Source organism: Agrobacterium deltaense RV3 (assembly GCF_900013505.1).
Classification (GTDB): domain Bacteria; phylum Pseudomonadota; class Alphaproteobacteria; order Rhizobiales; family Rhizobiaceae; genus Agrobacterium; species Agrobacterium leguminum.
This window is the reverse complement of the sequence record NZ_LT009746.1, coordinates 1053913-1075726: the sequence shown is the minus strand read 5'-3', so window position 1 is coordinate 1075726 and position 21814 is coordinate 1053913. Positions and strand designations below refer to the sequence as shown.

General features: G+C 56.9%; 19 protein-coding genes and 2 pseudogenes. 7 read left to right on the top strand and 14 right to left on the bottom strand.

Annotated elements, in window-relative coordinates:
- From AGR7B_RS25615 to AGR7B_RS19285, 5 genes and pseudogenes are all read right to left on the bottom strand, one after another.
- Window positions 1–675: pseudogene (locus AGR7B_RS25615) on the bottom strand (IS3 family transposase); the annotation flags it as partial.
- 434 nt (window positions 676–1109) lie between these two features.
- Window positions 1110–1925, bottom strand: a complete 816-nt coding sequence (locus AGR7B_RS19300; RefSeq protein WP_078053739.1) for an SDR family NAD(P)-dependent oxidoreductase — start codon at window positions 1923–1925, stop codon at window positions 1110–1112.
- 237 nt (window positions 1926–2162) lie between these two features.
- Complete coding sequence (locus AGR7B_RS19295) at window positions 2163–2750, bottom strand: glutathione S-transferase family protein (RefSeq protein WP_078053740.1); 588 nt, start codon at window positions 2748–2750, stop codon at window positions 2163–2165.
- 138 nt (window positions 2751–2888) lie between these two features.
- Window positions 2889–6002, bottom strand: a complete 3114-nt coding sequence (locus AGR7B_RS19290) for an efflux RND transporter permease subunit (protein WP_078053741.1) — start codon at window positions 6000–6002, stop codon at window positions 2889–2891.
- Complete coding sequence (locus AGR7B_RS19285) at window positions 6002–7111, bottom strand: efflux RND transporter periplasmic adaptor subunit (RefSeq protein WP_078053742.1); 1110 nt, start codon at window positions 7109–7111, stop codon at window positions 6002–6004. Before AGR7B_RS19285 ends, AGR7B_RS19290 begins: the two co-directional genes overlap by 1 nt.
- Window positions 7112–7209: 98 nt before the next feature.
- Here AGR7B_RS19285 and AGR7B_RS19280 point away from each other — a divergent pair, with 98 nt between their 5' ends.
- From AGR7B_RS19280 to AGR7B_RS19265, 4 genes are all read left to right on the top strand, one after another.
- Window positions 7210–7797: a TetR/AcrR family transcriptional regulator gene (locus tag AGR7B_RS19280; protein ID WP_044460126.1), complete on the top strand. Its 588-nt coding sequence runs from the start codon at window positions 7210–7212 to the stop codon at window positions 7795–7797.
- 166 nt (window positions 7798–7963) lie between these two features.
- Window positions 7964–9244 (top strand): beta-ketoacyl-ACP synthase II, encoded by a 1281-nt coding sequence (gene fabF, locus AGR7B_RS19275; protein WP_080857602.1) that lies wholly within the window; start codon window positions 7964–7966, stop codon window positions 9242–9244.
- A gap of 59 nt (window positions 9245–9303) precedes the next feature.
- Window positions 9304–10311, top strand: a complete 1008-nt coding sequence (ftsZ, locus tag AGR7B_RS19270) for a cell division protein FtsZ (protein ID WP_080857601.1) — start codon at window positions 9304–9306, stop codon at window positions 10309–10311.
- A 65-nt stretch (window positions 10312–10376) separates the two neighbouring features.
- Complete coding sequence (locus tag AGR7B_RS19265) at window positions 10377–10565, top strand: hypothetical protein (protein WP_078053745.1); 189 nt, start codon at window positions 10377–10379, stop codon at window positions 10563–10565.
- Window positions 10566–10611: 46 nt separating this feature from the next.
- On the opposite strand, the gene AGR7B_RS19260 is transcribed toward AGR7B_RS19265, so the two are convergent.
- On the bottom strand, window positions 10612–11088 hold the full coding sequence (locus AGR7B_RS19260; RefSeq protein WP_142844999.1) for a MarR family winged helix-turn-helix transcriptional regulator: 477 nt from the start codon (window positions 11086–11088) through the stop codon (window positions 10612–10614).
- A 165-nt stretch (window positions 11089–11253) separates the two neighbouring features.
- On the opposite strand from AGR7B_RS19260, the gene AGR7B_RS19255 reads away from it, so the two are divergent.
- Window positions 11254–12669: an MATE family efflux transporter gene (locus AGR7B_RS19255; protein ID WP_078053747.1), complete on the top strand. Its 1416-nt coding sequence runs from the start codon at window positions 11254–11256 to the stop codon at window positions 12667–12669.
- 595 nt (window positions 12670–13264) lie between these two features.
- Here AGR7B_RS19255 and AGR7B_RS19250 read toward each other — a convergent pair.
- The 6 genes from AGR7B_RS19250 to AGR7B_RS19225 all read right to left on the bottom strand — a co-directional run bounded on the left by AGR7B_RS19250 (window position 13265) and on the right by AGR7B_RS19225 (window position 18555).
- Window positions 13265–13546 carry a MurR/RpiR family transcriptional regulator gene (locus AGR7B_RS19250; protein ID WP_078053748.1) on the bottom strand — a complete coding sequence of 94 codons (282 nt, stop codon included), beginning with the start codon at window positions 13544–13546 and terminating at the stop codon, window positions 13265–13267.
- A 97-nt stretch (window positions 13547–13643) separates the two neighbouring features.
- Window positions 13644–14663 carry a Gfo/Idh/MocA family oxidoreductase gene (locus AGR7B_RS19245; RefSeq protein WP_078053749.1) on the bottom strand — a complete coding sequence of 340 codons (1020 nt, stop codon included), beginning with the start codon at window positions 14661–14663 and terminating at the stop codon, window positions 13644–13646.
- 23 nt (window positions 14664–14686) lie between these two features.
- Window positions 14687–15481 (bottom strand): TIM barrel protein, encoded by a 795-nt coding sequence (locus AGR7B_RS19240; RefSeq protein ID WP_080857600.1) that lies wholly within the window; start codon window positions 15479–15481, stop codon window positions 14687–14689.
- 83 nt (window positions 15482–15564) lie between these two features.
- On the bottom strand, window positions 15565–16353 hold the full coding sequence (locus AGR7B_RS19235) for an ATP-binding cassette domain-containing protein (RefSeq protein WP_078053751.1): 789 nt from the start codon (window positions 16351–16353) through the stop codon (window positions 15565–15567).
- Window positions 16353–17474: an ABC transporter permease gene (locus tag AGR7B_RS19230; protein ID WP_065656731.1), complete on the bottom strand. Its 1122-nt coding sequence runs from the start codon at window positions 17472–17474 to the stop codon at window positions 16353–16355. The genes AGR7B_RS19235 and AGR7B_RS19230 overlap by 1 nt, the downstream gene beginning before the upstream one ends.
- Before the next feature lie 127 nt (window positions 17475–17601).
- Window positions 17602–18555, bottom strand: coding sequence for a sugar ABC transporter substrate-binding protein (locus AGR7B_RS19225; protein ID WP_080857599.1), 954 nt, complete (start codon window positions 18553–18555; stop codon window positions 17602–17604).
- Window positions 18556–18731: 176 nt separating this feature from the next.
- On the opposite strand from AGR7B_RS19225, the gene AGR7B_RS19220 reads away from it, so the two are divergent.
- A complete protein-coding gene (locus AGR7B_RS19220; protein WP_078053754.1) occupies window positions 18732–19727 on the top strand; it encodes a LacI family DNA-binding transcriptional regulator in 996 nt (331 codons plus the stop codon).
- A gap of 498 nt (window positions 19728–20225) precedes the next feature.
- On the opposite strand, the pseudogene AGR7B_RS19210 reads toward AGR7B_RS19220, so the two are convergent.
- A pseudogene (locus AGR7B_RS19210) lies at window positions 20226–20836 on the bottom strand (MOFRL family protein); the annotation flags it as partial.
- A 176-nt stretch (window positions 20837–21012) separates the two neighbouring features.
- Window positions 21013–21348: a hypothetical protein gene (locus AGR7B_RS19200; protein WP_078053808.1), complete on the bottom strand. Its 336-nt coding sequence runs from the start codon at window positions 21346–21348 to the stop codon at window positions 21013–21015.
- Window positions 21349–21422: 74 nt separating this feature from the next.
- Between AGR7B_RS19200 and AGR7B_RS19195 the strand changes: the two genes are divergently transcribed.
- On the top strand, window positions 21423–21776 hold the full coding sequence (locus AGR7B_RS19195) for a cupin domain-containing protein (RefSeq protein WP_078053809.1): 354 nt from the start codon (window positions 21423–21425) through the stop codon (window positions 21774–21776).
- The last annotated feature ends 38 nt before the right edge of the window (window positions 21777–21814 follow it).

The following is a 21814-nucleotide window of genomic DNA, read 5'->3' as shown; positions in this document are numbered from 1 at the left end:
GGTTTGCCATGAACTGGCGGTCGAGGACGTTCGGCATGATGACTGCACGATCACCGGCATCCTTTGGCAAACCACGCCGTCGTGGCCTAGCCCTGAGCGCATCAGTCGCTCGATACGATGGAGACCATACCACAATCCTGCTTCCAACACGTCGTGCCACACGCGGCGAGCACCGTATGTGCGATCGCTGGATTTGAAGCTCTGCGTGATCTTGTCCAGCAGGACCTCATCATAACGGGTGTGTTCGCTCGAAGAACAATTGAGCCAGGCATGGAAACCTGAACGAGAAACTCCCAGCGCTTCGCAGAGCCATGCCACCCTCTAGCCCGCAGTCGTTGCAAAGCAGCGACGATAGGGGCCAGATCGAACGGTGCTTTGCAATGAATGCGAACTTCATATCGCGTCCCTGGCAAAGTAAGCTGCGGCCTTTTTTAGGATATCGCGTTCCGCTTTCAGCTTGGCGACTTCACGACGTAACCGTTCGATCTCAAGCTGCTCAGGCTTCATCTAGCCTTTTCCCGGAAACGAGTGGCTGGGATCGTCGCCGCCTTCCCGAACCCATTTGCGCACATCCTCGGGGACATCAAGATCACGAGCAGCCTGCGCAACAGTGACCCCATGTTCCCGGACCACCTTAACTCGATGTCCATGAAACCGGCAGCACGCCACTTCGATATGGGAACAGGGAATCACGCCGACAAGGACGCGTCAAATCAGGGGCCGGTTTTGTGGTAGAGTTGTGCTAGAGGATTTTGGGCAAAAAAATAGCTCCGGGGGGCCCCGGAGCTATTTGATATCATTTGTAAATATCGGTTGCGGGGGCCTGACTGCATGGAGACTTGTAATTTACCGGCCTTGAAAGGATATGAATCAGCGACGCGTTGATTGTTGACTTACGCTTGAGGGGGTGGTGTGACTGTCGGCAAACTCATTGATCCGCATAATCGAGCCCCCCAAAACCTGAGCCGTCTTTCTGCAATATTGGCCTTAGTCATCGCAATCTCTCGTCATGCAAGTGCGTCGATAGCCCTTTTAAGGCAAGGATTCCTAGGCTCCGAGCCATCCTCGCGCAGAGCACGAGAGCAAGCCTTACTGACGCTGAACAGGCATCACGGCGCCATGACCTTCTTCATAGAAGCACGCTGCATTGATCGTGAAGTAAAGCGATTTGAAAACGCTACCATGTTGTTCATGAATCCCGCAATGACACTCGCTTTTCCTTTCGAAAGTGCTTTAAGCCCAGCTTCGGCCACAGGGCGTGGTTTCATCGTCATCCGGCGCAACATGGGAGAAATGTAAGCGCCGGCGGCCGCATCGAAGCCTGTTTCCGTATGGCCCGGGCAGAGGCTTGTGACGACGACACCCCGTGGACGCAGTTCATCGTGGAGAGCTTCTCCGAAGGACAAAACATATGCCTTGGTTGCAGCATAAGCCGCATAGGTCGGAACAGCCTGGAAAGATAAGAGACTGGCGATGAGCAGGATTTCTCCTGTACCTCTGACCGCCATGTCTCGTCCGAACACATAGCTCAATTCAGTAAGCGCCGTGATGTTGAGCTGAATCATGTCAGTCGTGCGCTCAATTGGCGTTTCGAGGAACTCGCCCTGCAAACCGTATCCGGCGTTGTTCACAAGAACATCGATGGTCAACACTTTCTGATCCAGCTTCCCTTTCAAATCGGCAGCCGCGCCGGGCACAGCAAGGTCAATCGGTTCAACGTGTATATCGACACCGTATTTCTGGCGGAGGTTAGCGGCGAGTTTCTCCATCGGCTCCTGTCGACGGGCTGCGAGGACTAGGTGCACTCCCTGCGCCGCCAGCAATTCGGCAAATTCGAGCCCCAAGCCACTTGATGCGCCGGTAATCAATGCCGTTTTCCCTGAGGAAGGCCCGTTAGTTCCAAATGTGTGTCCAGTATTCTGCATGTGCTTTCCTTCTGTTTCATGGATATTGCACGGACATCGCACCAACTTTTTGCGCGATCCGTCCGGATCTGCTGTGGAACAAGGTCAAGATTGGAACGCTGCCGTTGTTTCGATAACAACTTCACCTGCGTTCCCAAGCGACCACGCGTGCTCGGCAAAGGTCTTCCAAACACGGGAACGACCGAGCTGAAGCGGCAATACTCGCCTAAGGGTATGGCGGATCGAAACGCCTTGAGGTTACGCCGTCCGCTTAGCCGCCGGAGGATTACCTAGCGCGCGCTGAAAAGCGTAACGTTCCTCACCTCTTTGGACGTAATCCTGCAAGCCTGGGCTTTCCAGCAGGATATCAGAGTGTTTGAGCGGCCGCAGCACGCTCACCATCATAAGATCCCCGACGCCAAACTGCGCGCCCTCAAGCCACTCATTCTTTCCGAGAGCATCGCTCAGTTGCTGGAGCCGTTGACTGAGATATCCGACGCTGCCAGACGCGATACAGGGCTCGATCGTGTTGACCGCTGCAAACATCCACATGATGGAGCGCGAGCGCGCATTCGCTTCATCCGGAAGGAGCCCAGCGAAACGCTGTGCAATGTGGAGCACGATCGCGCCGGATTCAAAAAGAACGAGATCGCCCTCCTGGTAGATCGGCATCTGGCCGAACGGCTGCATTTCCAGATATTCGGGTCGGCGCATCTCGGAAAAAGTCAGGTACCGTAGAGTGTAAGGCTGTCCGACTTCCTCGAGAGCCCATCTTACACGCATATCGCGGTGGTATCCTCGGCCCCCATCCGGAGGATTTTTAAAAATTGAGACGATAGGGTTCATGTCAAGTCTCCTTATGGGCAGGGTTCAAGCGGAATGAAGTCATGGCTTCTTAAGGGGTGCTCTAACCAAGCAAATCACAGCCCCGTCCTGCCGAGCGAAATGGACTCTCCGCAGCATCATCTGCTGCGGAGCGGGTGACTATTCCGCGGCAAGCGCATCGTGAGCCTTTTGCGTGTTCGCGTTTACCGTCGGATGCACTTCTGCCTTGGGCGGCTTGATGCGGAACCATGCAGCATAGAGTGCCGGCAGGAAGAGCAGGATGATGAGCGTGCCCACCGCCGTTCCGCCGATAAGCGTGTAGGCCATCGAACCCCAGAAAACCGAATGCGTCAGGGGAATGAAGGCGAGGACCGCGGCAAGCGCTGTCAGGATGACGGGCCTCGTTCGCTGCACCGTAGCCTCAATCACGGCATGATAGTCGTCCAGACCCGCGGCCTTATTCTCCTTGATCTGCTCGGTGAGGATCAACGTGTTGCGCATGAGGATGCCCGCCAGGCCGATAAGACCCAGGATCGCGTTAAACCCGAAAGGCTGGTTGAACAGGATCAGGGTCGGCACGACGCCTGCAAGACCGAGCGGTGCTGTCAGCATCACCATCGTCATCGTCGACAGACTGCGTACCTGAAAGATGATGACGATCAGGGTCGCTGCGATCATCAGTGGGAACACCTTCACCAGAGCCGTATTCGCCTTGAGTGATTCCTCGATATTGCCACCCATCTCGATAGTGTAGCCAGCAGGCATAGATGCAATGAGCGGCTGAAGAGCGGTCATCACCTGTTGCGAAACCTCCGGCGGTTGGGTCGCCTCGTTAATGTCGGATCGGACCGTCACCACAGGCGTTCTGTCACGACGCTTGAGGATCGGCTCTTCGAAGCGCACCTCCGTGTGGCCGATCTGATCGAGCGGGATCGCACGACCGTCTCTTGTCACGAGCGAGAAGTCGGCTAGCCTTGCAGGATCGAGGCGGATTTCACCGGCACTTCTCGCCACGACAGGAACGTTTCGGATGTTCTCACGAACTTGCGTCACGGGAACACCACTCAGCAGGAGCTGTATCTGCTGGGCAGCCTCGGCGGACGACATGCCGATGAGGTTCAGGCGATCCTGATCAGGAACGAAACGGACGACGGGTGTGCGGTTACCCCAATCGCGGTTGGCATTTCTGACGTCAGGTACAGAGCTCATGAGAGCAAGTGCCTGCTCGGAGATTTTGTACAGCTCTTCCGCGTCCGGTCCTTTGATCCGAAACTCGACGGGGAATGGCGTGTAGGGGCCAAAGACGAGTTGCGTCACGCGGACGAATGCCTCGGGCGCCAGCCCTTGCGCAACGGCTTCCCGCAGACGAAGTTTCAGCACCTCACGCTCATGGGCGTCGGATGTCAGCACAACGATCTTCGCAAAGGCAGGATCGGGCAGTTCGGGCGCCATGGCGAAGAAGAAGCGGGGCGCACCCTGGCCGATGTAACTGGTCGCGATCTTCGCTTCGGGCTGCTGCTTCAACCAGGCCTCGAGCTTCTTGACCGTGGCGGTCGTCGTTTCGATGCTCGTGCCTTCTGGCATGCGGACTTCGACAAGAACCTCAGGGCGGTCCGATGTGGGGAAGAACTGCTGCTTCACTGCACCCATCCCCACGACCGAGAGCGCCATGACGACGCCGACAATGGCGCAGGTCAGGAACTTGTGCTTGACGGTGAATTCGATCGCGCCGCGCAGGCGTCTGTAATTCGGCGTATCGTAAATCGCATGATGGCCACCTGCTACCGGCTTGATATCGGGCAACAGCTTTACGCCGAGATAGGGCGTAAAAATCACCGCCACGAACCAGGAAACGATCAGCGCGAAACCGACGATCCAGAAGATATTGCCCGCATATTCACCGGCTGCAGAGGCGGCAAAACCGACCGGCATCAGGCCGATAATGGTCACAAGCGTGCCCGACAGCATCGGTGCGGCAGTGTGGCTCCAGGCATAGGCAGCTGCCTTGATGCGGTCCATGCCCTCTTCCATTTTCACGACCATCACCTCGATGGCGATGATGGCGTCATCGACAAGCAGGCCAAGCGCCAGGATCAATGCACCGAGCGTGATGCGGTCGAAGAAGCGCCCCGTCTCGAGCATGATGATGAAGACGACAGCCAGCGTCAGCGGAACGGCCAGAGCCACAACGATGCCCACCCGCCAGCCGAGCGCAATGAGGCTGACGAAGAGCACCACGCCGAGGGCCATGGCGAACTTCACCATGAATTCACCCACCGCCGCATCAATGTTGACAGCCTGATCGCTGACCTTCGTCAGCGTTATGCCAAGGGGTAACGACTCTGCGATCCGGCTGGAGCGCTCCTCGAGAGCCTTGCCAAGCTCCAGACCATTCCAGCCCTGTTGCATGACAACACCGAGCATGATGGCCGGCTCGCCGTCATGACGGATGACATAGCTTGCCGGCTCCTGATAACCCCGGCGTACCTCAGCAATGTCGGAAAGCTTCAACGCGCGGCCGGAAGCGACGATGGGCGTATCAGCGATAGACTGAACACTGTCATAGGCACCATCGAGACGAATGAAGACCTGCGGACCCTGCGTATCTATTGAGCCAGCGGGCGTAACGGTATTGCGCCGTTGAAGGGCTGCGGCAATGTCCTGAGAAGATATGCCGAGCGTGGCGAGCTTCTCATAGGAGAACTCTACGAATATCTGCTCGGGCTGTTCGCCGAGAATATTGATTTTCTTGACGCCGGGAACATGCAGCATGTCCTGCCTGATCTTTTCGGCCTCCCGGACGAGATCGCGCATCGGCATGCCCTGCGCCTTGAGAGCGTAAAGGCCGAAGCTGACGTCGGAATATTCGTCGTTCACGAACGGTCCCAGAACACCCTGCGGCAGGTTTCTGGCTTCATCGCCAAGCTTCTTGCGCGCCTGATAAAATTCTTCAGCGACGGCGCTTGGCGGCGTATTGTCCTTGAGCGTGACGGTAAGATAGGCAAAGCCGGGGCGCGTCGTTGTCTCGACCCGGTCGTACCAGGCCAATTCCTGAATGCGCTTCTCCAGCGGCTCGGCAACGAGATCCTGCATCTCGCGCGCGGTTGCGCCCGGCCAGACTGTCGTGACCGTCAACGTCTTGATGGTAAAGGAGGGGTCTTCGGCGCGTCCCAGCTTGACGAAGGCATAGACGCCGGCAAGCGACAGAAGGACGATGAAGAACAGCGTCACGGCGCGTTCGCGAACCGCAAGGGCGGACAGATTGAGATTCATCAGTTTGCCGCCTCTTTTGTACCAACGCTGGTGCGAACTTGCGCTCCATCCTTCAGAAGATGTGCGCCAAGCGCAACGACCTCCTCTCCCGGCTTGACATTAGTGACGACCACATTCTCTTCGCTCACCCGCTCCACGTTCACATCACGAAACTTCACGACGGACGATTGCTGATCAATCACCCAGACGCCCGTTCGCGTCCCGTCATCCAACAGAGCGCCTATCGGCAGTTCGGCATGATTCTGCACATCCCTGTTCTCGATTTCGATGGTGACGGTCGCTCCCAGAGGCGCATTTGCAGCCCCCCCTTCAAGCACCCAGCGCGTTTCATAAGTGCGGGTCTGCTGATCGGCAGAATCGGAGATCTGGCGCAGCTTGGCCTTCTCCACATTGTTTCTGCCGTACACCGATGCGGAAGCCTGAACCCCGATTTCAGGGCGCATGGTTTCGGGAAGCCAGACAATGGCTTCGCGCGGACCTGACTTCGCGAGCCGGACAACCGGCTGCCCGGCGGTTACCACCTGGCCCGGTTCACCGAGCGTCTCGACAATGGTTCCATCTGCATCGGCAACAAGAACCGTATATTGGGCCTCGTTTTCGGCAACATTCGCCTCAGCCTGAGCGGCGGCCAACTGTGCCGTCGCCGTATCCAGCAGGGCCTTTGATCGTTCATATTGCTGCGTCGAGGCAGCAGAAGTCTTCACCAGCACGGCAAAGCGTTTCTCATCGGCTTTCGCTTGAACAAACGTCGCCTGTGCTGCGATGACAGCGTTTCGCTTGGCCGTCAAAGCAAGGCGAAGATCGGTCTCGTCAAGCCTCATCAATGGCTGGCCAGCGCTCACCTGCTCCCCGACGTCGACGAAACGTTCAACGATCTTTCCGGGAACGCGAAAGCCGAGATTGCTCTGGACCCGGGCACCAACGGTTCCGGTAAAGCTGCTGCTCGAATTGCCAGGGAGCCTGGCCGTCGCGAGGTTGACCAGTGGCGCCAAGGTCCGGGGATCGGCAGCCTTTGCCTCTGGTGCCTGCGCCGGAAGCAGCAGTGCTGCGGCTCCGCCTGCGGCCAGCGCCAGCACTGCTGCTGCAGTGACAACAAGTTTCCGTTTCATTTCATCGTCCCTTCTTGACGGCCCGTTCAAAAATATTAGATTGCACTCTAACTCTAAAAGACATATAGATGTCAAATGAAATCTAATTGGAGGTCCACATGAGAGTGAGCCGCGTACAGGCAGAGGAAAACCGCGAGAGGGTGATAAACGTCGCCAGCCGGTTGTTTCGAGAGCATGGTTTCGACGGGATCGGCCTGAAAGACCTGATGAAGGGTGCAGGTCTCACCCAGGGTGGATTCTACAAACAGTTCGCATCGAAAGACGATCTTGCGGCGCTCGCATCACGGCGTGCTCTCGAGAGCGCCACGAGAAGGTGGTCTGATGCCGCAGCAGACACGTCAGATCCCCTGGAATCGATCATCAGCTTCTACCTCTCCAAAGACCATAGCGGCGAGAAGGCAGAAGGATGCCCGCTTGTTGCTCTCGGCTCCGACGCGGCGCGTCAAACCGCCGAAGTTCGGCGCCCGTTTGAAGATGGTATCCGGGCGCATTTCGAGGTGCTCGAAGAACTCATCGGAGAGGGCGACGATAGAGCTCGAAGCGGAAAAGCCATGGCAATATTGTCCATGATGGTCGGTGCGGTGACGCTGTCGCGGATCATCGAGGATGAACTGCTGTCGACGAGCGTACTCGACGCGGCAGCGAGCGAGGTCCGGCGCATTGCTGGCCGCGATCGCAGCGACTAACAGACCGTTTTTGGATATTCGTCGCCGATAGCTGTCACGGCTCAGCCGAATCCGCACGCGTATCAGGCGAGTATAGCGCAAACCGCATGTCCCAAGTTCACGACCGGTCATTCGGTCGGACGCCGAAGGCATGCCAAATTTTTGATCATAGACAGGTGGAATGCAAATGCGTCGTGTCGTTGTCACGGGAATGGGAGCCGTCAGCCCCCTTGGTGCGAATGTCGATATCTCCTGGTCCCGGCTCCTTGCTGGCAAAAGCGGGATCCGTCGGCTGGGTGATGACATCGTCGGGGATTTGCCGTCAAAAATCGGAGGCGTGGTCCCTTCTCTGGCAGACGATCCTGAAGGAGGATTTGATCCTGACAGGACCCTGTCCTCGAAGGATCAACGCAAGGTCGACCGTTTCATCATCTTTGCGCTGGCAGCGGCGGAAGAGGCTCTCGCGCAGGCGAACTGGAAGCCAGCTTCCGAAGAAGAAAAACTGAGAACGGCGACAATCATCGCATCGGGCATCGGCGGCTTTCCCGCGATAACGGAGGCGGTGCGTACCGTCGACCAACGCGGCGTGCGCCGCCTCTCGCCCTTCACCATTCCATCCTTTCTCGTGAATCTCGCTGCCGGACAAGTCTCTATCCGGCATGGCTTTAGAGGCCCGCTGGGAGCCCCGGTGACGGCATGTGCCGCCGGCGTTCAGGCGATTGGCGATGCAGCACGGCTGATCAGATCCAATGAAGCCGACATTGCGCTTTGCGGTGGCACCGAGGCCTGTATGAACATTGTCAGCCTTGGTGGTTTCGCAGCAGCAAGATCACTATCGACAGGCTTTAACGAGACCCCGGCCAAGGCGTCACGTCCTTTCGACACCGCGCGCGACGGCTTCGTGATGGGTGAAGGCGCAGGCATCCTCGTCATTGAAGCCCTAAGCCACGCCCTTGCTCGTGGTGCGACGCCGATAGCAGAACTCGTTGGATATGGAACGACCGCCGACGCCCATCATATTACCTCCGGGCCGGAAGATGGAAGCGGCGCCCGCAGGGCAATGCAAATCGCCATCGCTCAGGCTGGTATCGCGCCGCACGAAATCGGCCATCTTAACGCGCATGCGACTTCGACCCCGGTTGGAGATCTCGGAGAGCTCAGAGCAATCAAGAGCCTGTTCGGCCAAAGGAAGTCGATCGCTGTCAGCGGCACGAAGTCGGCGACGGGGCACCTGCTGGGGGCAGCCGGCGGCCTTGAGGCTATTTTTACGATCCTGGCGCTCCAGCACCAGATCGCGCCCCCTACCTTGAATCTCAGTTCACCGGACCTTGAAGCCAATGGCATCGACTTTGTCGCAAACGATGCCCGACCCCTCGATGTTGAATATGCGATATCCAATGGCTTCGGCTTCGGTGGCGTCAATGCCAGCGCAGTGTTTCGACGCTGGCCGAGGAGAGGCAATCGTTAGCTGATTAACCCCCGCGCGTGATCCCCTTTGAACAAAGTCTCCACCAGGACGCTCCCACCATGCAACCAACGACTATCGTTTCACCGCCCGGCATAACGCTCCTCAAGCCAAGGATTGCCGTCATCGGCGTCGGCGGTGGCGGCGGCAATGCTGTCAACAACATGATCATTCACGATCTCAAGGGCGCGGAGTTTATCGTTGCGAACACCGATGCACAGGCTTTGTCCATGTCAAAAGCGCCACGGCTTATCCAGCTTGGCCCGACCGTCACGGAGGGACTTGGCGCCGGATCATTGGCCGATATTGGACAGGCGGCCGCCGAAGAGTCAATTGACGAGATTATGGATCACCTCCACGGAACCCATATGTGTTTCGTGACGGCGGGCATGGGGGGCGGAACGGGAACAGGTGCCGCACCCGTTATCGCCCATGCTGCGCGCAAGGCAGGCATACTGACCGTCGGCGTCGTCACCATGCCCTTCACATTCGAAGGTACGCAGCGAATGCGAACAGCGCGGCAGGGAATCGAGCGTCTCAGTGAATGTGCAGACACGGTGATCATCATCCCCAATCAGAACCTGTTCCGGATTGCCGATGCGAAGACGACCTTCGCAGATGCATTCGAAATGGCAGATCATGTGCTGCATGCCGGGGTCAGTTCTGTCATCGATCTGATCGTCAAGGAAGGATTGATCAATCTCGATTTCGCCGATGTAAGGTCCGTCATGCGTGACATGGGCCGAGCGGTCATGGGCACGGGCGAGGCAACGGGAGACGCCCGCGCCCGACATGCCGCCGAGGCAGCGATTGCCAATCCGCTGTTCGATGAAGCGTCTGTCAGGGGAGCGAAAGGCCTTCTCGTCTCGATCTCCGGCGGACCGGACATGACCCTTTTTGATGTCGACGAAGCGGCAACACGTGTTCGCGAGGAAGTCGATGACGACGCCAATATCGTGGTCGGCGCGACATTCAATGACGCGCTTGAAGGGCGGCTGAGAGTTTCAGTCGTCGCCACAGGTTTGAGGCAACCGGCGGAGGTGATCCGCCTTTCGGAGCGAATGGCGTGATGCTCGCTCATACTTTGGGGCCTGCAAGCGCCGATTTGTAAAATTGATGGCCATGGAGATTTGAAATGTTGAAGCGTTTTCGAGAAAAATGGCGATCGTGGGAAGATGCCGTCCTGGGTATCGACGATCCGCAGGGAGACTACCTCATCGCGCTGGAAAAACGGCTGGCCCGCCTGGAGACCGAAGTGGCTGGATTAAAGGCACAGCCCCACGAGGAGGTAGTGCAGGAAGACGGCGCGGAAAATAAGGGGTGATGGCCGTATCCTTGCACTCATCTGCCGGTCGCCCGCGCGGCCTATGTCAAGCGCACGCTGTTGATAGCTCGCTAAGCATCCGGCACAGGCCAAGAGTATTCTGCGTGCCGCCAACCTTTTTCATCAGCGCGTCTCCAAGTTCCTGAAGACGCTCAAATGCCATTGCAAGCCGAGCGCTCCCGTTGTCGGTGAGCAGAAGCCTTCGTGCCCTGCGATCATCGACATCCACGGACATCGTCACCCAATTCTTCCTCACCAAGGGTTTTAGATTTGAAACGACGGTTGAGTGGTCAAGGCCAAGAAGTAGCGAAACCTCCGATATTCGAGGGGAACCTGCTTCACCAATCGCTGCAAGAAGAAATATCTGCTCTGCCGTTAGTCCTGTCGAGCGCAATGCATCGTTGATCTGGCGGGAAATGATGCGGTTTGTCCGCTGCACGGCAAAGCATAGATTCCCGACAAGCGGGTTTTCCACCATTTCAGCTTTTATCGATCCTTGATCTGAAACATGGGTTTTGAACACCTGCACGGGCTCCGGTTTCACGCTCGGAAGCGCTATTTTAGATTGCGAATGCACTCTATATAATTTAGATTTCAAAAACAATCTATTTTCAAATTCTGAGAACCGGTTGCGAGCCCATGGCCTTGGGAGCGGAGCAGAGCCTTGGAGAACGTTTTAGGATCAGCCATGGCCGATATGCCTGACAGCAAAAATTCTCATGTCTCAACAATTTCACAGAAGACACCACGTGGAATTCTTCATGGACCAATCACGCCCACACTGTTCCGGCTGGCATTGCCCACGGTCGTCGTTCTCGTGGTCCAGACCTTTGTTGGGGTCGCGGAAACATACTTCGTCAGTTTCCTTGGGACCGAGGCTTTAGCGGGCGTGACCCTCGTCTTTCCGGTCCTCATGCTGATGCAAATGATGTCGAATGGCGGGATTGGAGGGGGAGTTTCCTCGGCTGTGGCCCGAGCGCTGGGAGCCAACCGACACGCTGATGCCGATGGGCTTGTCTGGCATTCGATTGTTCTGGCCACAGTATTCGGAGCTATTTTCTCAGTCGCTGCAATCTTTCTTGGACCTGTGCTCTACCGCTCAATGGGAGGGACTGGAGAAACTCTTAGTGCCGCCCTCCTCTATTCAGGAATTGTGTTCGCAGGCTCTATTCCCATCTGGATCACGGCTTTGCTTTCGGCAGCCCTGCGGGGCGCTGGCAACGTGAACGTGCCTGCCTTCGTCATCATCGCCGGCGCGTTCCTTCTTCTCGTCTTGTCGCCGCCGTTGATTTTCGGCTGGGGCCCCATCCCGCAGCTCGGCGTGGCGGGCGGAGGCGCTGCGGTCTTCATTTATTATCTCATCGCGGCACTGGTGCTTGTCCTATACGTGTGCTCATCAAGCAGCCCGCTAAAGTTCAAAATCGTTCCGCTGCAAGGTCGACTGTTCAAGGACATTCTGGGTGTCGGCCTGCCTTCCGCAGTCGGCACGATCCAGGTCAATCTGACGGTTACGTTCGTAACGTCAGCCGTCGGCCACTTCGGCGCAGACGCAATTGCGGGGTTCGGCATCGCATCGCGGCTAGATTATCTGCAAATCCCCATCATCTTCGGTCTTGGAACCGCTATCGTCACCATGGTTGGGATTAATATCGGAGCGGGTCAGATCGAACGCGCCCGCCGGGTCGCCTGGGTTGGCGCAGGTATCGCATTCGGCCTCACGCAGACAATCGGCATTCTCGCCACTCTGTTCCCCATGACCTGGATGAGATTATTCACGGCGGATCCGGATGTGCAGCAGCTAGGCTCCCAGTATCTGCAAATTGTCGCACCGGCTTATGGTGCAGTTGGATTGGGGCTGGCGCTTTATTTTGCAAGCCAGGGACTGAAGCGTGTTTTACTCCCGGTTCTTGCCGGAACAGTCAGGATGATCCTGGCAGCTTTCGTCGGGTGGGCTTCGGTGATCTGGTTTCAGGCAAGTGTCAATTCCCTTTTCCAGATCGTGGCGGCGGCAGCCATCGCATACGGGGGACTAACGACCCTCGCCGTGCTGCCGCGCCGGATGTTCCATCTTGGCAGGCAAGAGAACGCTCAAACTGCAGGGTAGAGACGTCAAGTGCCCCGAATATTGCCATTGCACCGGCATCAACCCGGATGTCGAAAATCGTATCGATACAAACGGAGTTTCACCGCTGATGAACTGCCGACAACACTTGCCACCCCAGTCAACGAGCTTGCCTGTCCTGCTCCGTCTGCGACAGGCAAACCGCTATGTAGTTGTGGTTCAGAAAGACGAACGCACGATAGGTTCGACACTGTTCTGGAACGAGTTGCAGGCGCTTTTGGCCATGGGGATACCCAAGGAATTCTGGCCATACGTCCGAACGGAGGTGCTCTCAATGATCCACCAAAACGACCTACCGCCTGGAACGGTCCTCTTCGCAAGAAAAACAGGCGTGGGGATGTTCTCAACGTCGTCTCGTGGCTCGCAAAAGGCATCGACACTAAGATTCACACGTCGATCGAACAGGCTTTGGCTGCCGTGAATGCCAAAGATGCCCCGAAGGCCCTACGCTTAGACTTTGGCCGAGAATAGTGTCCGTTCAGATTGATGTGCTCTTATCCGAGCGGCGCGACACGATCCAAAATCGCGCAAAAGCAGCTTTCTCTGACGGTGACCGTGCAGCGAGAAAATCAATAACCTATCTGTAGATTGCGTTGACTTTCACGTGCTGCCGAAAAACGTGCCTGAATTCGCGATAATTTTCAAACCCAAGAGAGATTGCCAGCCGAACCACCGTCGACTGGGTCACGGAACAATGAGCAGCAAGGGAGTTTGCTGTACCGAAGGCGACGATTTCCGGATAGGCAACCGCAAATCGCGCTACTCGCTCTTGACGGAAAGATAGCGGCACACCTTGGACCGCAAGCACGCTTTCCAGATCAAGAACTGTTGGCTTCTGAAAGTCAGCTTTCGCTTCCATGATGATCCTCTTAGCCTCACCAACAGGCTTCTGGTCACGAACTTTTCCAACATATATGTGCTGACAGAGGCCGACAGCGCCCCTGTCAACCAGGCCTTCAACTCACAGGAACCGGCTGTTTTCTCGACACGGATTCAATGGCAGCAAGTGCGATCGCCAGAGCGTTGCGAGCATCAGCTCCCGTGGGTGCGTTCTGGACGGTACCGCTACGCGCCGCCTCGACAAAAGAAGCAAGCTGCGCCGTGTAGGCTTGAATGAAATGGTCTGTGTCGCGCCGCCATGTGTCGTTGGAGACGCCAGTTGCGTCGAACAGCGTCATGCTCGAACGTCGTACGTCCCCCATCGTGACCATTCCGCCGGAGCCGAATACTTCGCCGCGAATATCGTAGCCGTACATTGCAGAGAAGTTTGCTTCCGCAACCGCAATAGATCCATTGTCAAAGCGGATATTGACGACCGCCGTGTCCAGGAAGCCTTTGTCGCGTGCATCCGAGCGAACTAATGCATCTGCCATGGCAAACACTTCGACAGGCTTTGCGCCGGGGTTTAACCAAAGCAAGGTGTCGAAGTCGTGTATCAACGTTTCGTAGAAGATGGTCCACAAAGGAATCCTCTCTGGATCAGAGCCGAACGGACCGGGATCGCGTGTCAATGACCGGATGAGTTGAACCGCACCGACCTTTCCAGCATCGATCGCTGCGCGGCTTTCAAAAAATGCCTGGTCCCAGCGGCGATTAAAACCGACCTGCAGGGGGACGCCTGCGGCCTTGGCGGCTGCAATGCCGCGGTCCGCATCTTCAAGCGTGAGCGCCATCGGTTTTTCGCAGAAGATCGCTTTACCGGCCTCTGCGGCCTGCACCAGGATATTGGTGTGAAAACGTGCGGGTGTGGCAATGATGACCGCATCCAGACCGGGGTGAGAAAGCATTTCTGCGACGTCGGTATAAGAAGCGGCGGCGCCCAGCGCCTCTGCAAGTTTTGCGGCGGCCCCGGGAGCAGGATCAGCGACGGCCACAAGCTCTGCGTCTACGAGCCTTCTTGCTACACTCTCCCCATGGAACGAACCGATGCGCCCTGCCCCGATAAGTCCGACGTTGACTTTTTTTACTTTGGTCATGATTTTTAGTCCTGTTTCTGAAATCAGAGAGTGAAGGCTTCACGGAAGGCAGCGAGCGCCGCGTCGGCATCTCCGGATGCCCATGCTTCCATCCCGATCGGGCCGCAGTAGCCCATATCGCTAAGGGCTTTTGCGATCTGCTTCCAATTCACCTCGCCGGTGCCCGGCTCAAATCGGCCAGGTACGTCAGCCACCTGAATCTCACCGATCCACGGCAGGCTCCTGCGGCAAAGTTCGATCAGGTTCCCCTCACCGATCTGCGCGTGGTAGAGGTCCAGGTTCAAACGCAGACGCGGGTGGTCGATGCTCGACACGAGCGCCAACGTGTCTTCGGCGCGCCCGAACGGCACGCCGAGGTGATCGACGGGAAGGTTCAGGTTCTCCAGTGTGAAAACCACGTTTTCTTCTTCCGCGAGGTCAACGATACGGCGTAGCGTCTCCTGAGCCTTCAGCCACATCACTCCCGTGACGACCTCGACAGGTTGAACCGGCAGTCCACGATCCCCGAGGCCTGTGCCGTGAAGATTGAGGCGCTGAACGCCAAGACGTTTGCCGATCTGAGCCGTTTCGCGCGCGGTTCTCAAAAGTTCGGCTGCGCCCTCATCATCGGTGAGGCGGCCGGTCAGGTAACCGTTCATAATTGTGAAGGTTGCACCGGTGGCTTCGAGCTTGTTTATGTCGTGCTCTGGCCAATTCCAGAGGCCGACGCCAAATCCCTGCTCCTTCAATCGGGAGGCGCGCCATTCGATTGGTTTGTCCCGCCATAGCATCTCAGCGCAGGCGGCTAAGGGAAACTGGGTATTATTCTCATTGCTCATTTCGAGTGGTTTCCTGGATTTTGGATATGGCTGCCCAAGGACCGGCGAATGCGCCGGGCCAAAATTCATATTTCCAAGTGTCTTCAGATGGTGCCGCCCAGCTCCGCTGAGATCGACTGGAGCTCCTTGCCCCCCGCCATCAGATTCTGCAGGCCATCGAGGTCGATTTCATGTTTGGCAAATGTGCCAAGCGTCTTTCCCCTGTTCAGAGCTGTGAAACGGTTGCCGACGGCAAAAGCGTGTCTGACGTTGTGGGTAATGAAAATGACGCCCAGACCTTTGCTGCGAACCTGATCGATGTACTTCAGGACCATCGAGGTTTGCGCGACACCGAGTGCAGATGTCGGTTCATCAAGAATGAGGACTTTTGCCCCGAAATATACGGCGCGTGCGATCGCCACGCATTGACGTTCGCCACCGGAGAGCGTGCCGACGGCCTGTCCGGGTTCACGCACATCGATGCCGATTCTCTTCATTTCTTCGCTGGTAACGCGATCCGCGAATTCCATGTCCATGTATTTGAACGGAACGAAGCCCTTCAACGGCTCGCGACCCATGAAGAAGTTTCTTGTGACAGACATCAGCGGGATCATTGCCAGATCCTGGTAGACGGTCGCGATCCCCGCATCGAGCGCATCTCTTGGCCCGGTAAAGAGATGTTGTTTTCCCTCGACGAGGAAGTCGCCGGATGTCGGCCTGTGAACGCCGGACAGAGTATTGATCAGAGTCGATTTGCCGGCTCCGTTATCTCCAAGAAGGCACAGAACCTCTCCTGCGTGGACACTCAGCGAAACGCCGTTGAGTGCGATAATCGAGCCGAAGTGCTTGACGAGGTTCTTGACCTCGACCAGTGGTGTCTGGGTCGTGCTCATCAGCGTTCTCCCGTCACACGTTTACGAATGATGTTGTTGAAAATAACTGCAGTCAGCAGCATCCCGCCGAGGAAGACGAGGTACCAATCTTGGTCGATCGACGTGTAGGTGAGGCCGATCAAAACCATGCCAAAGACGATAGAACCGAAGAACGCACCGATCGCCGAACCATATCCGCCAGTCAGAAGACATCCGCCGATAACGGCCGCAATGATGGCTTCGAATTCTTTCTGAAAACCGCGTCGGGCATCAGTCGAACCGGCGTCGAGGACCGTTAGAATGGCGACAAGAGTGGCGCACATCGCGGTGACGATAAATAGAGTGGTCTTTACACGGGCGACAGGAACACCCGACTTGCGGGCAGCCTTCGGGTCACCGCCCGATGCAAAGATCCAGTTTCCAAATCGTGTGCGAAGCAGAACCCATGTGGCGACGAGTGCAATGAGCACAAACCAGAGGATTTCTACGGGGATACCCGGGACTTTCGGCGTTCCGTTCGGGAAGGTCTCGATAATGCCTGCATTGCCAAGCCATGTGAAGAGACCCGGGAAGGCGTCGCCTGAAAAGAGCGGCGCAAGGGGACTGTCCGCAACAGCCTCTCTCATCCCGCGAAGCTGGGTTGAACCGCCGCTCGCCCACTTCAGGCCGACGAGCGTTAAGCCGCGAAGAATGAAGAGAAACGCAAGCGTCACTATGAACGATGGAAGCCCGGTGCGCATGGTGAGCTGGGCATTGGTGACACCGATGACCACGGCGAAAGCAAGCGCGATCAGGATCGCGACACTGAGCGGGAGATTAAGGACGACAAGGGCCGTGCCGAAAACCAGCCCCGCGAATGCGACCATCGAGCCGATGGATAGATCGAACTCGCCGCCAATCATTAGAAGTGCCGCGCCAACCGCAAGAATTCCGAGCTGGGCTGCTGGCGCCATGAAGTTTACAATACCGGCAAGTGTGAACATGGATGGGTTTGCGGTGAGCATGAAGAATATCGTAACGAGCACCAATCCTGCGACGGCGCCGAGTTCCGGACGTCGCGCGAGCGCGGTCAAAGTCGAAACCTTTTTCAGGCGCTCGTCGGATCGAGTCGGAGACCCGTTCTGTTCGTTTGCCAGCGTCATGGTCGTACCTCAGATGTAAGTTGTTTTACGTGCGCCATCGGCTGCCGTTCACGCGCCCTGCGGATCGGATGTCTGGCGATGAGGGCAGCCCCCGCTGGAGGTGCGGAAGCTGCTGGATGGGTACCGCTCAGCGGATTCCCTGGGAGGATTTCTCAATCACCGAGGCTGCCGCATCCTTCTCGACGAAGCTCGGACCCGAGGCGACGTTTCCAGCAGGAATAGTGCCATACTTGGCATTCAGCGCGAGGAATGTGACCGGAAGATACCCCTGAAGGTAGGGTTGCTGGTCCACGGCAAACAATGCCTTGCCTTCCGAAACAGCCTTCAGGAAATTCGCCGAAAGATCGAAAGAAGCGACCTTGACCTTGTCGCCATTGCCCATCTTCTCGACAACAGCAACCGCCCGCTCACCAACGAGGGGTGCCGACAGGCCAAGTACGACATCGACGGAAGGATCTGAGGTTAAAGCAGCCTGAATCTTCGATTCAATTTCCGCAGGGTCGGCGGTCGTCGGCAGGATCGTCACCTTTCCACCTTCGAAACCCTTCTCGGTACCCGCGCAGCGCTGGTCAAGGGCGGCATTTCCGACCTCCTGGTTTACGCAAAGCACGTGCGTCTTGCCGAGCGACTTGAGTTTTTCGCCGACCTTCACGCCTGCGGTAAGTTCGTCTTGGCCAACATGGAGCCTGATGCCCAGCTTTTCCGTTGCGGCAATGCCGGAGTTCATGGAGATAACGGGGATACCGGCCGCGACGGCCTTGGCAATCGCCGGGCCCAGCGCATCCGGATCGGGATTGGAAATTACAATACCCGCCGGGTTCTGATTGACTGCGGCTTCAATGAGCTGCGCCATTGCGACCATGTCAAAGGTTTCCGGTGCACGATAGTCAACCTTGGCATTGATGTCCTTGCCGGCCTGCATCATGCCGTTTTTCACGATCGACCAGAAGGGGTCAGACGCTTGCCCATGAGTGACAGCAATGATGCTGGGCTGTTCGTCGGCTTTGACGCCCACCGAGCCCGCTGCAGCCAGTGACACAGCAAGCGCCGCAGAAGCGACATTCTTCCAAATGGATTTCATTTTTTCCTCCTCAATGTCGCCCACTCCTCTGGATGACAAATTCGAATGCTACCGGGTGCAAATGTGATTGCTACCGGGTGCAAGCAGGTGCATGTTATGTCAGAATGCGATAAAAGCAAGGATTCATTTCACTGTAATCGCAGATTGGAACGAATATTCCATTTGTGGGAGAAGTCATGCGCAAGAGATCAACGGCAAAACAGGTAGCGGAGGCTGCTGGCGTCTCCAAGTGGACCGTCATCAGAGCTTTTACGCCCGGGGCTTCAATCACCGAGGAAAGCAAGCGGAAGGTTCTTGAGACTGCTGCAGCTTTGAACTACACGCCGAACCTGCTTGCACGAAGCCTTGCAACCAACTCGACGGGACAGATCGCCGTCTTCGTGGATGACTTTTCCAACCCGCAAAAACTCCCCTTCCTTGAGGCGCTCACCGAGAAGCTCCAGGCGTCCGGCTTGGTGGTGATGCTGATCAATATCAACAGTCACTTTGACCATGTAAACGCCCTTCTCCACGCGGACCAGCGTCAGGTCGATGCCATCATTCTGTTTGGCACAGCGTTTCGTGACGAAACTCTGACAGACCTGCAGCAGGGGCAAGGCATGCCGCCTATGTTCGTGCTTGCACGCGACAGTCAGATCGACGGCGTTCCCGCTGTTGTCTGCGACGCGGAAGTGGCCCTCAAGGAAATCGTAGACCACCTTCATGCGAAGGGATATAAGCGCCCAGGCTTCATGAGTGGTGCTGCCGCTTTGTCTACAGCTTTAAAAAGAAGCCACTATTTCACGGAATTTTGGGCAGAAAAAGGTGTCCAGACCATCGTCCACATGAGCGCGGAAAAATACAGTCGGGACGCTGGCGCAGCCTCGGTCAGAAAGTACCTAAGCGAGACGTTACCGCAAGATCGCGTCGATGTCCTGATGTGCGAAAACGACATTCTAGCGATGGGCGCAATGGATGAGATGCGGGCAAATTTTCGCCTCCAAGTGCCTGAAGACATTGCGGTAGTGGGCTTCGACAATTACGAGCTGTCCGGCTTGTTCGGATATGGCATCACCACCTATGAGCAACCGCGCGACGAAATGATTGATGCCATTCTCAGCATGATCAGAGGGAGCTCGGATTTGAAGACCGTAACTCTCCGGGGAAGGCTGGTCGTTAGAAGTTCAACATAAACGCTGCGCCTCGCCAGCCTCCTTTAAAAAACTCGCGTCGCGACCGTGGTGGCTCTGAGTGGATCAGTCTTGGCCATCTTGAGGGCACCTCGTCCGAGGGCTATGTGAGCATGGAGGACTTTGCCCTGAAATTTGGTGCGGAATGCACTCGCCAGCGCAATTCTCGTCGACAATCTGCCAAGCCTGATACGCCTCGACTCGCCCAATGTTAATGCTCTTGAACCGATGTGAACCTGCGACCATTTAATTGGAAGAAAAGCGAAACCTGCGGAATTACCTAGCAACGGACCTCAGGCTTCGGTGCCAGTTCAGGCGCCATGAGAAATCTGAGTAAGGCATACTTGGCGAGATCTTCGCTGTTGTGACGCAGCGATGCCCTCGTCTCGCTGGCTCCTGCTACTACCCGAACAGCGGTCCTGGCAGGTGACGCTTGGCCGCTTTCTCGAAGTCGTTAAGGCAAGTATATTCATCGAGGTCGCGTGTGCTTGCTTGCATCTTTTACCCGATGAGGATCGCGCGGAAATCGTTTACGTTGGCTCCGGTCGGGCCGGTTACGAACAGATCGTTCGTGGCATCGAACCCGGTCCAGGCGTCGTTCGAGGCGAGCAGGTGCTGGGGATCGAGCCCTGCGGCTAGAAGCCTACTCACCGTGAACCCGGCCACAAAAGCCCCGGCATTGTCTTCGGAGCCGTCGATTCCATCCGTGTCCGCCGCAAGCGCCTCGATGTCTGCATGTGCGGCAATCTCGATCGCGAGCGAAAGAAGGAACTCAGTGTTTCGTCCGCATTTTCCTTTGCCGCGAAGCGTGCATGAACTTTTGCGATCTCGCGCGCTTCACCCTCGATTGCATCGCTCAAGACGACAGCCGGGACGCCACGATGCCGCGCGAGTGCCGCCGCGGCCTCCATCGAGGCCTGTGCGGAAGCGACAACCTTGATCTCGTTAACGCGGAAACATGGGTGGTCGGGATCGACGCCGGCATCCTCCTGAAGATTTCGGATGACGTTTCCTGGCAGTTCCATGCCATACCGCTCGATGACGGATAGTGCGTCCTTAGGCGTTGAACGCGACAAGACGGTCGGGCCGCTGGCAACCAGAACAGGATCGTCCTTTCGCGCGTTCTGCCTTCATGGTCCTCCCCGATGGAAGCGCTGTACATCTATTTCCCAAGCCTCCGTCATCAATCGGCGGCGCTGTGAGCGCTTGTCGCGTTTCTAAAATACCGAGCCAGCGACCGTCCGGTCCTGCTCAAGGGGAGAGCGATGTAACGACATCGCGCGTCGGTTTACTTAGAACCTGCAGTGTCTCGCCAATAACTGTCGATGATATGCTGGCCATTGTTGACAATCCGCTGACCGAGTTCTGGATTGCCACCCTTCAGCGTATCCGGGTCGCCGCCGCATAGGCGAACGAACGTCACCTGCTGAACCGTGAACATGAAGTACTCCCTGCTGGTCGGCTCGAATTCCAGACCGGCCTCCTTGAAACCGTCTGCTACCTCGGCAGCCGCGACGTCGATCGCCTTGAAGACTTTGTCTAACATCGAACGTTCCGCCGCACTGCGGATCTCAAGGTACCTCCGCTGTTCAGGCGTGGGCGCGGAGCAGGTCTTCTCAGTCATATCTTTCTCCTTGGCAACATGGTTGGCGTCACTGGATATTGCACTATCTCAGGTGGAAACACGGGAGGAAGTAGATGAAGGTCCAAAAGTTCAGCATTTCGGACGCGGAACTCGTCAAATCGCCGGGGCAGGATGCCGACATTTATGTCGGAAACCTGGTGGACGAGAGAAACGGTGGCCCGGTCTCGATCGGCTATGGGCGGTACGCACCCGGCCAGTCGCTGACCGAAACGATGGCCGTCGACGACACCATGATCATCCTTGAGGGCCGATTGTCCGTATCCACCAACGACGGAACGGTCACCGCGGGACCCGGCGACATCGTTTACATGCCTAAGGGCCAATCCGTCACCATCACGACAGAGGGCGAGGGTGCAACGACGGCCTTTGTGACCTATCCGCACTGGGCCGAGGCTCGCGACAGATGAAAAAAAGACGACCTCCCTCACTGAGAGGACCCGCCCGG

Coding starts and splice junctions, on each gene's coding strand:
- AGR7B_RS19300 (WP_078053739.1), bottom strand. CDS start 1,925: ATGCAGAATACTGGACACACATTTGGAACTAACGGGCCTTCCTCAGGG.
- fabF (WP_080857602.1), top strand. CDS start 7,964: ATGCGTCGTGTCGTTGTCACGGGAATGGGAGCCGTCAGCCCCCTTGGT.
- AGR7B_RS19245 (WP_078053749.1), bottom strand. CDS start 14,663: ATGACCAAAGTAAAAAAAGTCAACGTCGGACTTATCGGGGCAGGGCGC.
- AGR7B_RS19280 (WP_044460126.1), top strand. CDS start 7,210: ATGAGAGTGAGCCGCGTACAGGCAGAGGAAAACCGCGAGAGGGTGATA.
- AGR7B_RS19250 (WP_078053748.1), bottom strand. CDS start 13,546: ATGGAAGCGAAAGCTGACTTTCAGAAGCCAACAGTTCTTGATCTGGAA.
- AGR7B_RS19240 (WP_080857600.1), bottom strand. CDS start 15,481: ATGAGCAATGAGAATAATACCCAGTTTCCCTTAGCCGCCTGCGCTGAG.
- AGR7B_RS19265 (WP_078053745.1), top strand. CDS start 10,377: ATGTTGAAGCGTTTTCGAGAAAAATGGCGATCGTGGGAAGATGCCGTC.
- AGR7B_RS19230 (WP_065656731.1), bottom strand. CDS start 17,474: ATGACGCTGGCAAACGAACAGAACGGGTCTCCGACTCGATCCGACGAG.
- AGR7B_RS19235 (WP_078053751.1), bottom strand. CDS start 16,353: ATGAGCACGACCCAGACACCACTGGTCGAGGTCAAGAACCTCGTCAAG.
- AGR7B_RS19285 (WP_078053742.1), bottom strand. CDS start 7,111: ATGAAACGGAAACTTGTTGTCACTGCAGCAGCAGTGCTGGCGCTGGCC.
- AGR7B_RS19225 (WP_080857599.1), bottom strand. CDS start 18,555: ATGAAATCCATTTGGAAGAATGTCGCTTCTGCGGCGCTTGCTGTGTCA.
- AGR7B_RS19295 (WP_078053740.1), bottom strand. CDS start 2,750: ATGAACCCTATCGTCTCAATTTTTAAAAATCCTCCGGATGGGGGCCGA.
- ftsZ (WP_080857601.1), top strand. CDS start 9,304: ATGCAACCAACGACTATCGTTTCACCGCCCGGCATAACGCTCCTCAAG.
- AGR7B_RS19255 (WP_078053747.1), top strand. CDS start 11,254: ATGGCCGATATGCCTGACAGCAAAAATTCTCATGTCTCAACAATTTCA.
- AGR7B_RS19290 (WP_078053741.1), bottom strand. CDS start 6,002: ATGAATCTCAATCTGTCCGCCCTTGCGGTTCGCGAACGCGCCGTGACG.
- AGR7B_RS19195 (WP_078053809.1), top strand. CDS start 21,423: ATGAAGGTCCAAAAGTTCAGCATTTCGGACGCGGAACTCGTCAAATCG.
- AGR7B_RS19200 (WP_078053808.1), bottom strand. CDS start 21,348: ATGACTGAGAAGACCTGCTCCGCGCCCACGCCTGAACAGCGGAGGTAC.
- AGR7B_RS19220 (WP_078053754.1), top strand. CDS start 18,732: ATGCGCAAGAGATCAACGGCAAAACAGGTAGCGGAGGCTGCTGGCGTC.